Raw genomic sequence first — 15,371 nt, 5'->3', positions numbered from 1 at the left:
CCTTCGCACCTACATAAGGTGCTTAATCGATTGTTTCCACGCCTAGTCCCCAAGAGGTTCCTATGAATTCGCCGCTTATCCAGCTTCTGGTGCTTGCCGCTATCGCGGTTTTTCTGATCCTGCGGCTTAAAAATGTGCTTGGCACACGGGAGGGTTTTGAAAAACCGCCCCTTCCTACACCTGCTGCCCAGCGCAGTGGCCCTGCGTTTGAAGTTATCGAAGGCGGCCCCGATCTGGATATTACAGACCATTTTGACGAAGGCACCGCGCAGGCGCGCGCGCTGGCCGAGATGAAGCGGATTGAACCTTCGTTCAACGTTACAGATTTTCTGGCGGGTGCGCGCGGCGCTTACGAAATGATCGTGATGGGGTATGAACGCGGCGAACTTGATGAAATCAAGGCATTCCTGTCCGAAGATATCTACGAAAGCTTTGTTGACGGTGTCGCTGCGCGCGAAGATCAGGGTTTGACCATCGAGGCAAACTTTATCGGTGTCCGCGAGATGAGCCTTGAGAACGTGACGCTTGATCCCGACACAAAAGAAGCGGAAATGACGCTGAAATTTGTGGCAGAGTTGACACAGGCAGTTCGCAATAAGGAAGGCGAGATTGTTGAAGGCAGCATCACGGATGCTAAAAAGCAGAAAGACACGTGGGTATTTGCCCGCATAATGGGCTCGGATGATCCGAATTGGTTCTTGGTTTCTACAGACGGGTAGTATGCGCTCTTCGCATCAGTGCCATCTTCGGGGCTTCGCTGTTGGCGGGGCCTTTGGCGTCTGACGTAAAATACGATGTTCTGTCCTTTGACCAGTTGGACGGTTGGGAGACCGACGATCACGCCGCTGCGTTTCAGACGTTTTTGAACACCTGCAACGATATGAAAGATCCTGATTGGGGCGCCGTCTGTGCCTATGCCAGATCAGGCCCTGATCCGCGCGAATTTTTCGAACTGTTCTTCCGCCCTGTCCTGATAACGGATGGTAATGACGCGCTGTTCACCGGTTATTTCGAGCCGGAGCTTGAAGGCTCGCTCTATCGTTCCGATCGCTACCGCTATCCGGTTTATAAAATGCCGGCCGAAGCGCGCCGGAATCGTCCGTGGCTGACCCGACGTGAAATTCTGGAAAGCGGTGTTATGGATGGTCGGGGCTTGGAAATCGCCTATGTTGATGATCCGGTAGAGCTTTTTTTCCTTCAAATTCAGGGCTCTGGCCGTATTCGTCTGCCTGACGGGCGTGCGTTAAGGGTGGGGTATCGTGGTTCAAACGGGCATGATTACCGCTCTATCGGGCAAGAACTGGTCCGGCAAGGCATCTACGAACCACATCAGGTGAGTGCGCAAGTGATCAAAAACTGGGTCAGGCGTAACCCCGACGAAGGGCAGGAACTGCTGTACCACAACCCGTCCTATGTGTTTTTCCGCGAGGTAAGCAAAGTTCCCAGCGACAAGGGACCGCTGGGAGCGATGAACCGCTCGATCACGACAATGCGCACAATTGCTGTTGATCCGTCCATAATCCGGTTGGGATCTCCTGTCTGGATCGAAAAGGATGGCAAAAAACCTCTGCGGCGTTTGATGATTGCGCAGGATACGGGATCTGCGATCAAAGGGGCACAGCGGGCCGACGTTTTCTTTGGAACCGGCGACAAAGCGGGCCGCGAGGCGGGAACATTGCGTGATCCGGGGCGGCTGGTTGTGCTGATGCCGATCCAGCGCGCCTATGCCCTGCTGCCCGAAAGCGCATTATGAAGCGCCGCCGACTTAGCGCCGAGGATCAGGAACTTTGGGATCGTGTGCGCGCAAACACCAAGCCGATGGAACGCAGCAACCTCGAAGCCAAACGCTTTGATCCTGATGCGCCCCTGCCCGCACCTGCGGCTGCGTCACGCAACTTGCGTAAAGCGCAATCGGTTGTGCTTGGCAAACCTGTCGGAAAAACCCGCGCGCCTTCACATGTGTTGGCCCCTGCGGTCCACGATGCGATCCGTCAGGCACCGGTTCAGATGGATCAAAAATCTTTTGGTAAGTTAAAGCGCGGAAAACTGCGACCGGAGGGAAAAATTGACCTTCACGGCATGACGCTGGATCGTGCGCACCCTGTTTTGACCGGGTTTGTGATGAACTCACATGCCCAAGGTAAGCGGCTGATCCTAGTGGTGACAGGCAAGGGAAAACAGCGGGATGAAGGCGGCCCAATTCCTGTACGCCACGGCATTTTGCGCCATCAGGTGCCACAATGGCTGGCCATGCCGCCGATGAAATCGGTTGTGCTTCAAATCGCCCAAGCGCACGTCAGCCATGGTGGCGGCGGAGCCTACTACGTCTATTTACGCCGTAACAGGTAGATCGCGCTGATATCGTAACACTCCCAATCCGGCCAGCAATGCACCGCCGAAATAGAACAGGGCAATCGGGATCATCTGATCAGGAAAATCAATTCCGTAGTCAATGAAAGCACCCGTTATCCCCGGCCCGATGGCGGAGCCGAACACCATGAGCGCCGCTGCTGCCGCTTTGATCGCGCCGAGATGACGGGTGCCGTAAAACACCGCCCAGAATGCCGAGGTGGCTGTACCCTGTGTACCCTGCCCTATGCCAAATATCATCAACCCGATACCAGCCATAAAGATCGTATCCGCATAGGCCAGCACCAGAAACGACACACCAAAAGGCACCATTTGAAACGGTACAATCCACTTCACGCCGAACCTGTCGATCGCCCAACCGGTAAAGAAGGTAAACCCGATGCTGACAACCGTATAAACCGGCATCAACGCCACGTATGATACAAGGCTCCACCCCTTTACTTCAGTCAAGTGAACCTGCTGAAAAAAAAGCGCTGTGCCCCATGCAGACGGTCCGATCACCAGAGGGATCAGGATGTAAAATAACGGATGCCGCAACATTTGCGCACGCGTCCAGTGGACACCACCCATGCCGAGGCTTTGATTGCCACCTGCCATGGATTGTGGTGTCCGCTCCTGATGAAGCAATATTTGCATGATCGGGATCAATACAACGATACACATTGCTGCAAGCAACCACAGATTACGCCAATTCATTGTGACCAGCAGCCCAACGAACACCACCGGTAGTATCGCCTGCCCCACCGCGAACCCCATTGAGGATATGGACAGCGCACGACCACGCGCGGCGATAAACCATCGTGACATCGCAACTGCGCCCAGTTGCGACAGCATCCCCTGCCCCGTCAACCGCAAAGCGTAAATTACAAAAATGAGCAGGAAGCCGTTGGGCACTAGCGCCATTGCGACACAGGCAAATACAAGCAACGCCATTACAACAAGTGACAGTTGCCGCACACGAAACCTATCCGTTAGCGTCCCTGCCCAAATCATGGTGATTGCCGAAAGTGTAGTGCCGATGGTGTAGATGCCGCCCCAACCACCGTCCGAGAGGCCAAAAGCGGTTTTGATCTCACCTGCGAACAACGAGATAAAGTAAGTTTGTCCAAAAGACGAAGTAAAGGTCAGCAAAAACCCTGCCAACAAGAACAAACGGTTATCAATGAGAAAGCGTAGATACCCCATGCGCCCTTCGTCGCAGGCGCATGGGAAAATGGGAAGGGGTTAAAGCACGTAGCGGCTTAGATCGGTTGATTTGACAAGCTCGCCCAGATTGGCATCGACAAAATCGGCATCAACCACGATCTCTTCGCCGCTGCGGTCGGGCGCGGTAAAGCTGAGTTCTTCGAACACACGTTCCATCACCGTGTAAAGCCGCCGCGCTCCGATGTTCTCAACCGACTGGTTCACATCTGCTGCAATTTTCGCCAGCGCGGCGATCCCTTCCGGGGTAAAGCTGACGGTGACTTCTTCGGTTCCCATTAGGGCGGTGTACTGCAGGGTTAGGGCATTGTCTGTCTCTGTCAAAATACGCACAAAATCCTGCTCGGTCAGTGCGCGCAGTTCCACACGGATCGGCAAACGCCCCTGTAATTCCGGCAACAAATCAGACGGTTTCGCGATGTGGAACGCTCCCGAGGCGATAAACAGCACGTGATCCGTTTTCACAGGGCCATGCTTTGTGCTGACGGTGGTGCCCTCGATCAGAGGCAGCAGATCGCGCTGCACACCTTCGCGGCTTACATCACCGCCTCGCGCATCAGCGCGGGTACACACCTTGTCGATCTCATCCAGAAACACGATGCCGTTCTGCTCAACCGCTTCGATTGCGGCGCGGGTGACCGTTTCATCATCCAGCAGCTTATCGGCCTCTTCACCGATCAGCACTTCATAGCTTTCGGCAACGGTCAGGCGCTTCTTTGTCGTGCGGCCGCCCATGGCTTTGCCAAACATATCACCAAGATTAATCATCCCCATCCCGCCGCCAGGCTGTCCGGGAATATCCATTGCGGAAAACGGGTTTGATGTATCGGCGACTTCAAGCTCGATCATTGTGCTATCAAGCTGGCCATCGTGCAGCTTCTTGCGAAACATCTCACGCGTACCACTTCGCGCATCCGGGCCGGCAATTGCATCAATCACGCGCTCTTCCGCCGCGGTCTGAGCTTTTGCTTTCACGTCTTCGCGCATGTGTTCGCGCGTCATCGCAATGGCGGCGTCCAGTAGATCACGGATAATCTGCTCCACATCGCGGCCGACATATCCCACTTCGGTAAACTTTGTTGCTTCCACCTTGAGGAATGGCGCCCGCGCCAGTTTCGCCAGACGGCGACTGATTTCGGTTTTGCCCACGCCCGTGGGGCCGATCATCAGAATATTCTTGGGGTAAACCTCGTCGCGCAGATCGTCGGACAGTTGCTTGCGCCGCCAGCGGTTGCGCAGGGCCACGGCCACGGCGCGTTTGGCATCATTCTGGCCGATAATGTAACGGTCAAGCTCGGATACGATTTCGCGAGGGGTAAGATCGGTCATGGTTTGATTTTCTCCACGGTCAGGTTTCCGTTGGTATAAACGCAGATGTCAGAAGCGATTTTCATCGCGTCACGCGCAACGGCTTCGGCGTCGCGGTCGCTGTCGATCAGGCCACGTGCGGCGGCCAGCGCAAAGTTTCCGCCAGATCCGATTGCAGCGATGTCATGTTCGGGTTCCAGAACGTCACCTGCACCTGTGATGATCAACAATTCCTTGCCATCGGTCACTATCAGCATCGCCTCAAGCTTTTGCAGATATTTGTCGGTGCGCCAGTCTTTCGCCAGCTCTACGCTTGCGCGCTGTAACTGTCCGGGGGTGGCCTCCAGCTTTGCTTCTAGCCGTTCCAGCAGGGTAAAGGCATCGGCCGTTGAACCGGCAAAGCCAACAACCACGTCATAGCCACCAGGGGAGAGTTTGCGCACCTTGCGCGCTGTGCCTTTGATCACGGTTTGGCCAAGGCTCACCTGCCCGTCCCCCGCGATCACCACTTCGCCGCCCTTTTTCACGCCGATAATCGTCGTGCCGTGCCATCCGGGAAAACTGTCTTGTGCCATAAAACCTCCGTGTGTTGACGACTATATGGCGGTTGCCGCGCGACGGGACAAGGGCAGCCCTTGTTGTGACTGCCAGCGGGCAGTAGCGTCTGCGCCATGACAACATCCGAAACAGCAACTTTTTTGATGGAGCCGGAACTGTGCGAAAGTGCGCAGGCAGGTGAGCACAACTTTATCGGTAAGCTTGCCGGTGTGATGACACAGGCGGGACTGGACGTGGTTTATGCCCCCTTCGGTCAAGAGCCAAAGGGCCGCTCGATGAGCCATATCAAATCACCCCCCGATCCAATGGGGCTGTGTTTTCGCCGCGTCTATCATTATCCGTTCTGGCAGATCGAACAAAGCGCCGAGCGCTGGGCGTGGGATGTAGCGCAAAGCGAATTCGCGCCCGAGCGGTCCGAGGCGGACGAAGCGGCGCGATTTTACACGTTCTGGCAGAAACGCCTTTTTAGTGATGCGTGTGGCAATGCGACACGGGAAGGTTTTGTCTATGTTCCGCTGCAGGGCAAACTGACAGAGCACCGCCCCTTTCAGGTATGTAGCCCACTTGAAATGGTGGAGCATTGCCTTGCCCATACCCTCGCACCTGTAATCGCAACGCTGCATCCGCAAGAACGCTACAGCAGGGCCGAGATCGCGGCATTGAGCAGACTGGAAAAGCAGCACGACCGTTTGAGCGTACAGACAGGTGGGATGCAATCATTGCTGATGCAGTGCGACTATGTCGTGACGCAAAACTCAAGCGTGGCGTTCAACGGATACTTTTTCGGCAAACCCGCGCTGTTGTTTCGAAAGACAGATTTTCACCACATCGCTGTGCAGGCTGATCCGGCTGATATTGCGGCCGGATTCACAGCTGTTGGCCAATCCAAGCCGGACTATGCCGCCTACGTTCATTGGTTCTGGCAGAAAAACAGCATCAATGCGGGCCGTCCGGACGCCGAAGAACGGATCGCGGCGCGTTTAAGGCGCTTTGGCTGGCCGGTATAACCGATAAAAAAAGGGCGCCTGAAATCAGGCACCCTTTCAAAAATATGTGTCAGGCTCAGATGGATTCTTCGATCCAGCTTTGCAAGGCCGCCTTGGGGCGCGCACCTGCCATGTTGGATACAACTTCACCGTTCTTGAAAATGAACAGTGCAGGGATACCACGTACGCCCATTTGTGCGGGGGAGTTGGGGTTCTCATCGACGTTTACTTTGACGATCTTAACCTTGCCGTCCATTTCTGCTGACAACTCTTCCAGCGCGGGGCCGATTTGTTTGCAAGGGCCGCACCATTCTGCCCAGAAATCCACCACTACGGGGATATCGGAATTTTTTACTTCGGCGTCGAATGTATCGTCGGTAACAGAAACGGTGGCCATAAAGCTCTCCATGAGTTCGGGTTCGAGTGTTACCTAAGAAGGCAACGGCGCTGCGTCAAGATGACCTGTGCGCTGCAATGCGCTTGTCACGGTTTCGTGCGGCAAAGCCATCAGGCTGCCGGTGTGGGTCCACAGAATGGCGGTTTCAATCCGGTGATCGGGATAGATTGCTTGCAACGCATGGGCATAGGCACCCATCTGGCGCAGTAATCCTTCAGGGCAAGCGGCTGGCGTCTCTGGCACGGTCCGGTTTGTTTTGAAATCAATTGCCAATACCCGGTCAGCCTCCACAATCAACCTGTCAACGATACCGTACAGGCGCGTATCCTGCCAGTCAGCGGTCAGCGCAACCTCGACCAGTGCAGAGTGTGAAAAGACATCGGCTAGCGCTGGATTATCCAGAACGTTTATAGTTTCTGTGAGTGCCATTTGCGCAATTGCCGGATCAACTCCGCGGGTCAACTGGTCTGCCGCGGTAGTACGCGCTGGCACCGCAATAGGGGCAAGATGCTCCAACAGCTGATGCACCAGCGCGCCATAGGATTTAGCAGCTTCTTCGTCCTGTCCCGCTTCCCCGGCCAGTGCCTTCGCGCCGCCCAATTCGGTTGGCGTCAGCACCGTTTTCCGAGTGGGAGGAGGCGGCGGATGCCTGAAAAATACAGGCTCTAACTGGGCCGTTTGTGTCGTTTTTCTTGAAACTTCGACAATCGGAAGGGCGTTCCATCCGGCCTCTTCATGGCGGATGCCGCTGACGGGACCATCCACAAACGGAACTGCGTTCAGGTGGCCCAGCGCCTCTTGGGTCATTTGATACCAACTATTGCCATCCTTGGGCAGGCCACCAGCCGCCGCAACGATCAGCCATTTTTCAGCGCGGGTCATCGCAACGTACAGCAAGCGCAGGCTCTCTTGGGTTTGCGCTTCTTTCAGGGTGTCGATCTCGGCTGCAATTCCTTGGGTCATTTCCGGCGCATTTGGTCTCCAGATCGGTACACCATTCAACTGGATGATCTCATCGCGGATATCGTTCTTTTTGATCCCTGTGTCCGGCAGGATAACAATCGGCGCTTCCAGACCCTTTGCGCCATGCACCGTCATCACCCGAATTTGATCCGATGCACTGTCGATCTGGCGTTTGATTTCCAAATCATCGGCCTGCATCCATTCAAGGAAACCCGTCAGGCTGGGCACTTCGGTACGCTCATACGCCAGTGCCTGACCCAGCAGCGCGTCGATCCCGTCTTCTGCCTCTGTTCCCATCCGTGCAAGAAGCCGGCGGCGGCCGTCATGGCGGGTCAGGATACGTTCGATCAGATCGTAGGGGCGCAGAAAATCGACCTGCCCGCGCAAATCGTGTAATACCCTCAGTGTATCGGGATAACGATCTTCCTGCGTGCGCAGGCTTTGCCACAGGTCCAGCTTTTCGGGGCGGTAATGGGACAGGGTGAAAACCGCCTGCTCGTCCCATCCAAACAGCGGAGAGCGCAGCGCTGTAGCAAGGGAAAGGGCATCATCGGGCGTTGCCAAAAACGATAGCAACGCGCCTATGTCACGCACGGCCAGTTCCGCGCCGACCTTTAGGCGGTCAGCCCCCGCTATAGGCAAACCAGCAGCCTTGCACGCGCGAATAATCTCGGAGAACAGTCCCGTCTTGCGCCCTCGCACCAGAATAAGGAAATCACCCGCAGTAATCCGGCGGCGGATCATGCTGCGATCATTTGCCTCGTCGGGTATGTAATGCTCTCCCTCAACCAGATGTTTGATTTGCTGTGCAATCTGGTCGGCCAATATGACTGTGTGATGTTGCTGGCTTTTGCGGTCCACCGGATCGGTCCAGTCGGGCTCTTCCTCATCATCCTTGGTGGGTTCGACCAGCGGCCAGAGGTCAACGCGCCCCGGCAGTGCATCCTTAAAGGCTAGATGCGTCATATCTTCCCCCATCCGCGGATCGGGCTTTGTGTTAAAGGTCTGATCAACGACGCGCAGAATCGCAGGAGAAGAGCGGAACGAATAATCAAGGCTCTCGTTCTGAAAGCTGAGGTTTGCACCTTGCAAACTCTCCTGAAACGAGACGCGTTTAAGATCGAATTCGCGTGGATCGGCGCCCTGAAACGAGTAGATGGATTGCTTTTTGTCACCCACCACAAAAAGCGTGCGCGCAATGTCTTCGTCGCGCGCACCTGCACCTGATGAAAACTCGTCCGCCAGTTTTTCGATAACGTCCCATTGGCGCGGTGATGTGTCCTGTGCCTCGTCAACCAGAATGTGATCGATGCCGCCGTCAATGCGGTACAGCACCCATGCGGCCACTTTGGGATCATTCAGCAGGGCGCGGGCGCGCAGGATCAGATCGTCAAAATCCAACCACCCGCGCTGTAGCTTTTCGGCCTCGTAACGGGTGATGAAAGCGGTGGCGAAACGGTGCAGGGCGCGCGTACGCGATACGTTGCGTGCCCGCATCTGCAAATCATGTGCCTCGATCACGCGAACGGCCAGATCCTCGAACGGGGTCAGCATCGGGCCAAGATCAGCCTTGGCATCTTTGGTGGGAAAGCTTTTGCGCAATTCAAGCTTTTGCGTCAGCATCAGCGGTTTGAGTTTGTCCAGATCGGCCAGCGTCGGATCATTAAAGTTGATCGCGCGCAGACCATCGGCAAGGCGTGTCATGGTGACAGCCTTCTGATTGGCAAAGACGTTGATCGCATCGGGCATCCAGCGCGCAACGGCATCATCCATCACATCACGGGGCAGGGCAGTGATGTCAAATCCGGCAGGCAGATCGAACAGCGCATTCAGATCGTCGGGAAGGTCAACAAACAACTCCCGTTTGCCTGTAATTGCCTGGGTCAGCGAGGCAAAGCTTTCGCCAGTGTAATGCGCAGCCAGATCGGTAACCAACCCCGCTTGCGGCCCTTCCGCCATGGCGTCCAGTATATCTTCGCGCAGCAGTTCGGCGGCGCGGTCCTCGATCTCCTTGAACTGCGGGCTGACACCCGCTTCCAGCGGAAAGCGGCGCAGCAGCGAGGCGCAGAACGAATGGATCGTCTGGATTTTCAGGCCCCCAGGAGTTTCGATCGCCTGCGCAAATAGTGTGCGCGCCTCGCGCAGTTGTTCGTGCGAGATGTTTTTGAGTACACCAAGGTCGCGCAGACCTTTGCGCAGGGCATCGTCCTCCATCATCGCCCATTCGCCCAGCCGTTTGAACAGACGGTTCTGCATCTCTGATGCGGCGGCTTTGGTGTAGGTCAGGCACAGGATATGCTCCGGCTTTACGCCTTCCAGCAGCAACCGTGCCACGCGGTCAGTCAGCACACGGGTTTTGCCCGATCCGGCATTGGCGCTCAGCCATGTTGACATATCGGGGCGCGCGGCAGTGATCTGGGCGCGGGTTGCATCATCCCATTCGGGCAGATCGTTCATGTCAAATCCTGTGGTGTGGCGGGGTCTGATCCGTCCCATTCTCCGAAACGGGCAAGGTGATCATAATCACCCGCAAACCCGTCACGCTCCATCATCCGGCGTGAGGTGAAGCCTTGATCAAGGTCGAGATACGCGGCGATCAATTTACGCAGATTTTCCAGCGTAACGCTTGGCGGTTCATCTTCCAGCGGTGCATTCACCTCAACCGGCGGGTTACCGAGGCCGATAAACGTGGCGGCGGATACGGGCGCAGCGCCGATCTTTTTGAACGCGCCTTCTTCTACCATCGCGGCTTCAATCAATAGCTGTTTATCAAAGTGTTTTTGTTGCTTGTCGGTAGGCGGTTTGCCGGTTTTATAATCGTAAATCTGGATGTCACCGCTCGCATTGCGATCAATCCGGTCGGCTACGCCGCTGATAGTGAAACCCAGTTCAGACAGATCCAACACTCCGCGCGCATCTTCTTCAAACGCAACAGGTGTGGCGCTGGCAAGCCGCGCGCGCTCTGCCTCGATGAACCAGTCGGCCATACGGTCAAGTTTCGCCAGCCAGATCGTACGCGCAGCCGGCCATGGCACAAGTTCGGTGAGCACTGTGCTGGCGATATCCAGCAAATGCACGCGGTTCAGGTTGGCGGGATCAGCCATTACCGATTTTATAAAATGCTCCATCACGGTATGCGTGACGATCCCCCGCAGCGGCGCATCGGGGGATTGCACCAGCGGATTGAGCGCGCGCAACCGCAGGCTGTGCCTTGCGTAAATTGCGTATGGGTCGCGGATCAGGGTTTTGATCTGGGTAACAGACAGGCTGCGGGGACGCGCGGTGAGTGGCGGGCGGGGCGAGGGGCGCGGCGCAGATGGTACGCGGTCAACCGCCTCCAGTGCGCGGGCCTGTGACAGCCAGTGGTCACCGCGCGCAATCATTGCTTTCCAACCATCTACGCCACCCTGTTTGGGCAACCCGCCCATCAGGTTGCCCAGCCTGTTCACCCAGCGCGAAGGCACTGTTTCCGCATCTTCGGAGCGGATTGAACGGGTGATCCAGACTTCACGCGCGCACACCGCCTGTTGGTAATCATGCGCGGCCAGTCCGACACGGCGTTCGGGCAACAACAGCCCGGCGTCATTGCGCATCTTGCGATTGAGCCAGGGATCGGGCGGCGGAGCTTCGGGCCATGTTCCGTCATTCAGCCCGCCAAGGATCACCAGATCAGCGCCTTGCACCCGTGCCTCCAGCGTGCCCCAGATCATGATATCGGGGTGGGGCGCATCGCGGTCGCGCACTTCGCCAGCGGCCAGAAGTGCGCCGACCAGATCACCGTAATCAGCCGCCGTCAGCGCCGCGCCATATTTCGCCTCTGCCAGCAGTTCCTGCATGACCCGCAGCGCTTCCATGCCCGCCTTTTGCTGCCACAACTCATGCGCCTCATTCGCTGACGGGCCAGCGGCCAGATCATTTGCCAGCTTCAGATGCAGGGTCACCCAATACAAAAGCGGATGCGTCTGATGATCAAGATGTCCCATCATGGATGTGGCAACCCAGGTTGCCCAGCGCTGCATCCCCGCATCGTCCGGCACAGCTTTTTCACACAGGGCGACAAATGTGTCCGCATCGGGATAGGGAAGGCCGTGCCGCCTGATTGCCAGTTCACATCGCTGTGTGTACAGGCGGTGCAAATTCCGGTCCTCCGCGCTGTGGGTCAGCGGGTGCTTCAGAAGGGTCAGCAACCCTTCGGCATCCAGACGCCGCGCCAACAGCGCCGCAACATGACGCAGAAACCGGCCGGGCGGGGAAAGTTGCAGCGGTGTACCCGCACTGTCATCGGGCAGAATATCCCAACGGCTTAACGCGGCCGTTACGCGGCGACCCAGCATCCGGTCGGGCGTAATAAGTGCAGCGGTTTGCCCGTCTTCGGCGGCTTGTCGCAAACGCAACGCAATCGTCAAGGCTTCACCGCGCGGGGTTTCCGCCAGCACCAGTGTCATGTCCTGTGTGGCTTGCTCCAGATCCTCCAGCTGCGGACCTTCGATCCGCCATGCGTCGGTGACAGGGGCAGGGCGCAGCGAAAGCGACACAAGCTTGTTGCGCGCGGGCGAAGGAGGGGCGCATTGATGCCATTTTTGAACAGCATTCGGGGTGCTGCCCAGCGCCTTCATCAGATGATAAAACCGGAACTGCGGATGGTCCTCCGAGATCATCGGATCATCGAGCGCGGCCCATACCTCGGGCGGCAGATCGTCATCAAAACCGGGCAGGACCAACGCACCTTGCGGCAGCTTGGCGACAGCTTGCATCAGCAACATCGTCGTGCCCCGCGATCCGGTTGAACCTGCAATGATAACCGGATGGGTTGGCGGGTGTTCTGCCCAAAGGGCGGCGATGCCAAGAACGCGCGCGCGCTGTCTTGCTTCCTTGTCCGGTGCGGCTTCGGTCATGGAAAGATAGTTTTGCACAATCCCCAAAAACACCTTTGCCCGTTCCCAGTGGCCCGATTGATCAGTTACGTCCAGATCGGCGATTGTGTCGGGTGTCACGCCCTCGCCCTGCATCTCGTCGATCAAGGCCGCAAGACTGTCTGCCAGATCATACAGCGACGAGCGCGCAGCGAGGTCGGGTGATTTTTCAAGCAGGGCCAGTATCAGCTTGATCAGTTCAAGCCGTCTGCGCAGGGCAGGCACACCTTGGGGGATGACGACGCTGGGGGCCAGTGTTTCCAGATCGGTGATCAGCCGGATGCGGGGCAACAGCATCGCAGGCCCGTCTTCGAACATTGTCCGCAAACGGCGCGCCATACGCTGCGTATTTACCAGCAGTTCCACCCGCGCCAATGCCTCGGGCGGCTTGCCCTGAAAGCGGTGAAGCAACCCTTCCACCAACATTTGTGGAAAATCAACGCCGGCAGGCAGGCCGAAAACACGGGGGGAGTCTTGGGGGTCAAACATCGGATGCAATCAGTCTTTCTGCTGTTTTTACCCCATCTGGATGGCCCACGTCACACCAATGGCCCGGATAGGACAGACCGTGCAGCGTGCCTTTGGCCAGCATTTGATCCCACACCAGATTGAGGGAAAAAGCCTTTTGGGCGATATCGGCCAGCAGATCGGTTTTGATAATCTGTACACCGCCATACACAACACCTGCACCGCGCGTCAGGCGCCCGTCGGCGGCAATCGTAAAATCACCGTCGCCTTCATGCTCCAGCGCGTTGGCGGGGGGAATACCCATCAACAGCGCATCCATATGCGCGGGCTTCCATGCGTCCAGCAACAAGCGCAGCGGGTTCGGCCCACGCCAGATTGCATCGGTGTTCATGGTGATGACGGGGCCATTGCCCAGCAGAGGCAAGACATTGCGTAGCCCGCCACCTGTTTCCAGTATTTCCGGCGTCTCGACCATAGTTTTCACACCTAACGGGGTGAGGTGATCTATCAGCGTATCAGGCCGATAATGCAGATTGGCGACAACGACCTGCGGTGCGATATCACGCGCAAGATCCAACGCATGATCAATCAGCGGGCGGCCTGAAACCAACACCATCGGTTTTGGCGTGTGTGCTGTCAGGTGCTTCATCCGCGTGCCGAAACCGGCAGCAAAAAGCATTACGGAAAAGCTCATGCTGCGCATTTCGATTTCAGAAGGGCGAGGTTTTCTGGTGTGGGCGCGGGCAGGGTTGCAAATACATGCGCCTCAAGTGGCGCGAGCGCAGGATGTGCCAGATTACGCTCCACAAACTCCCAGACGCGGGGGATCAGATCAATGTAGCGCGGCTTGCCCAGTTCGATGCACAGCTTTGCAAATGCTCCCACGATGCGCAAATTTCGCTGCGCCCCAAGAAGCGCATAAGCCAGCCTAAATTTTTCTTCGTTTTGGGGGTTTTGCGAAAGATAGCGATCAATCATCGCGGCCTCTATCGCGGGCGATACATCACGCCGCGCGTCTTGCAGAATCGACACCAGATCATAGGCGGCGTGGCCGCGCATGGCATCCTGAAAATCAAGAAGCCCCACCCTTGCGGGGCCTATCCTGTCAGGCAGCCACAGCAGGTTTTCGGCGTGATAGTCCCGATGGATCAGAACCTGAGGTTCGTTTTCAAGCGGGGTCAGAAGATCCGATATGATCTGTTCGAATAAGGCCTGTTGCGGCGTGTTTTTCGCCCCCGTGAGGCCGAAAAGATACCATTCATAGGCGCGCGCAGAGAAAGTAGTCATCGTAGCAGTGTCGTAAGGCTCCAGCGGTGGACGGGGCGCGGCGTGCAGAGTTGTGAGCACATCAACAGAGGCTTCGTACAGCGGCATTTCCAGCGCCGCATCACGGGCGATCACTTGTTTGAACAGATCATCGCCCAAGTCCTCAATCAGTAGAAAGCCATTGGAAACATCTTTGTTCACGATCTCCGGTGCGCTGAGGTTGACGCTCCGCAAATGCTCGGCGATGGTGATAAAGGGGCGTACATCCTCGCCCTTATCCGCAGGGGCGTCCATCAGGATCAGGGTCTTCCCGTCCGGCGCAGTCAGGCGCTCGTAGCGGCGATTGGAGGCATCACCCGCGATAGTAAGACGTTTCGCATCGCCCCAACCGGCGTTTCGGATAAATTCGGTCAATAGGCTTGAGCGGTCGGTCATGGAATCCAGTCAGTCAGTTTTGCGTCCCAGCGGGAGGCCGACCATTTTGCGGTCAGGGTACGTGCGTTTTCAGCATCGGTTGTGGCGAGTGTGATGTCCAGTGCATCCTCGGGGCATAATGCGCCCAGACGATCAGGCCATTCGATCAGACAGATCGCCTGATCCATTGCGTCCACAAGGCCCAGTTCGTCAGTTTCGGAATGATCGCTCAGGCGGTAGAGATCTGCGTGCCATATCTCGGTGCCAGATGCCGCGTCATAGACCTGTACCAGCGTAAATGTGGGTGAGGGGACATCCTCTGCTGCAGCCAGCAGCGATTGGATCAGCGCACGCGCAAAATGGGTTTTTCCCGCACCCACATCCCCCGTCAGCAGTATCGTATCACCCGCCTGCAAATGCTGGCCAAGGCGCTGGGCAAGAATAGCTGTTTGGTCGGGTGCCGTGAGTGTTGTGGTGATTTGCATGATCCCAAACTAGCGGTCAATCACCTGGCGTGAAAGAGCT

Annotated in this window: 13 protein-coding genes; 4 read left to right on the top strand and 9 right to left on the bottom strand. The window is 56.9% G+C overall.

From position 1 onward, the window contains the following. The first annotated feature begins 62 nt into the window (after nt 1-62). From OS189_RS05960 to OS189_RS05950, 3 genes are read left to right on the top strand one after another with little or no spacing between them, the layout of a single operon-like run. Entirely contained in the window at nt 63-719 is a 657-nt protein-coding gene (locus OS189_RS05960) for a Tim44/TimA family putative adaptor protein (RefSeq protein ID WP_267166375.1), read from the top strand. A 38-nt stretch (nt 720-757) separates the two neighbouring features. Further along, nucleotides 758-1,753 carry a murein transglycosylase A gene (gene mltA / locus OS189_RS05955; RefSeq protein ID WP_502226661.1) on the top strand — a complete coding sequence of 332 codons (996 nt, stop codon included), beginning with the start codon at nt 758-760 and terminating at the stop codon, nt 1,751-1,753. Further along, nucleotides 1,750-2,349 (top strand): Smr/MutS family protein, encoded by a 600-nt coding sequence (locus tag OS189_RS05950; protein WP_267166374.1) that lies wholly within the window; start codon nt 1,750-1,752, stop codon nt 2,347-2,349. The genes mltA and OS189_RS05950 overlap by 4 nt, the downstream gene beginning before the upstream one ends. Here OS189_RS05950 and OS189_RS05945 read toward each other — a convergent pair. From OS189_RS05945 to hslV, 3 genes are read right to left on the bottom strand one after another with little or no spacing between them, the layout of a single operon-like run. Next, nucleotides 2,332-3,555: an MFS transporter gene (locus OS189_RS05945; RefSeq protein ID WP_267166373.1), complete on the bottom strand. Its 1,224-nt coding sequence runs from the start codon at nt 3,553-3,555 to the stop codon at nt 2,332-2,334. The genes OS189_RS05950 and OS189_RS05945 overlap by 18 nt on opposite strands. Nucleotides 3,556-3,594: 39 nt before the next feature. Beyond that, a complete protein-coding gene (hslU, locus tag OS189_RS05940; protein WP_267166372.1) occupies nt 3,595-4,902 on the bottom strand; it encodes an ATP-dependent protease ATPase subunit HslU in 1,308 nt (435 codons plus the stop codon). After that, on the bottom strand, nt 4,899-5,456 hold the full coding sequence (hslV, locus tag OS189_RS05935; RefSeq protein WP_267166371.1) for an ATP-dependent protease subunit HslV: 558 nt from the start codon (nt 5,454-5,456) through the stop codon (nt 4,899-4,901). The genes hslU and hslV overlap by 4 nt, the downstream gene beginning before the upstream one ends. A gap of 96 nt (nt 5,457-5,552) precedes the next feature. Here hslV and OS189_RS05930 point away from each other — a divergent pair, with 96 nt between their 5' ends. After that, nucleotides 5,553-6,446, top strand: coding sequence for a hypothetical protein (locus OS189_RS05930; RefSeq protein WP_267166370.1), 894 nt, complete (start codon nt 5,553-5,555; stop codon nt 6,444-6,446). A gap of 55 nt (nt 6,447-6,501) precedes the next feature. Here OS189_RS05930 and trxA read toward each other — a convergent pair whose 3' ends face one another. Genes trxA through tsaE form a run of 6 tightly spaced genes read right to left on the bottom strand, consistent with a single transcriptional unit; the run spans nt 6,502 to nt 15,331 of the window. Then, nucleotides 6,502-6,834, bottom strand: a complete 333-nt coding sequence (trxA, locus tag OS189_RS05925; protein WP_267166369.1) for a thioredoxin — start codon at nt 6,832-6,834, stop codon at nt 6,502-6,504. A 21-nt stretch (nt 6,835-6,855) separates the two neighbouring features. Further along, nucleotides 6,856-10,281 (bottom strand): double-strand break repair helicase AddA, encoded by a 3,426-nt coding sequence (gene addA / locus OS189_RS05920; RefSeq protein WP_267166368.1) that lies wholly within the window; start codon nt 10,279-10,281, stop codon nt 6,856-6,858. Then, nucleotides 10,239-13,187 (bottom strand): double-strand break repair protein AddB, encoded by a 2,949-nt coding sequence (gene addB, locus OS189_RS05915; RefSeq protein ID WP_267166367.1) that lies wholly within the window; start codon nt 13,185-13,187, stop codon nt 10,239-10,241. The genes addA and addB overlap by 43 nt, the downstream gene beginning before the upstream one ends. Then, entirely contained in the window at nt 13,180-13,869 is a 690-nt protein-coding gene (locus OS189_RS05910; RefSeq protein ID WP_416237454.1) for a nucleotidyltransferase family protein, read from the bottom strand. Before OS189_RS05910 ends, addB begins: the two co-directional genes overlap by 8 nt. Further along, nucleotides 13,857-14,867 (bottom strand): aminoglycoside phosphotransferase family protein, encoded by a 1,011-nt coding sequence (locus OS189_RS05905; RefSeq protein WP_267166365.1) that lies wholly within the window; start codon nt 14,865-14,867, stop codon nt 13,857-13,859. Before OS189_RS05905 ends, OS189_RS05910 begins: the two co-directional genes overlap by 13 nt. After that, on the bottom strand, nt 14,864-15,331 hold the full coding sequence (gene tsaE / locus OS189_RS05900; protein ID WP_267166364.1) for a tRNA (adenosine(37)-N6)-threonylcarbamoyltransferase complex ATPase subunit type 1 TsaE: 468 nt from the start codon (nt 15,329-15,331) through the stop codon (nt 14,864-14,866). Before tsaE ends, OS189_RS05905 begins: the two co-directional genes overlap by 4 nt. Nucleotides 15,332-15,371: the final 40 nt, after the last annotated feature.

Source organism: Sulfitobacter sp. F26169L (assembly GCF_026410285.1).
GTDB lineage: Bacteria > Pseudomonadota > Alphaproteobacteria > Rhodobacterales > Rhodobacteraceae > Sulfitobacter.
The sequence above is the reverse complement of the archived record's forward strand: the minus strand, read 5'-3'. Positions and strand labels throughout refer to the sequence as shown.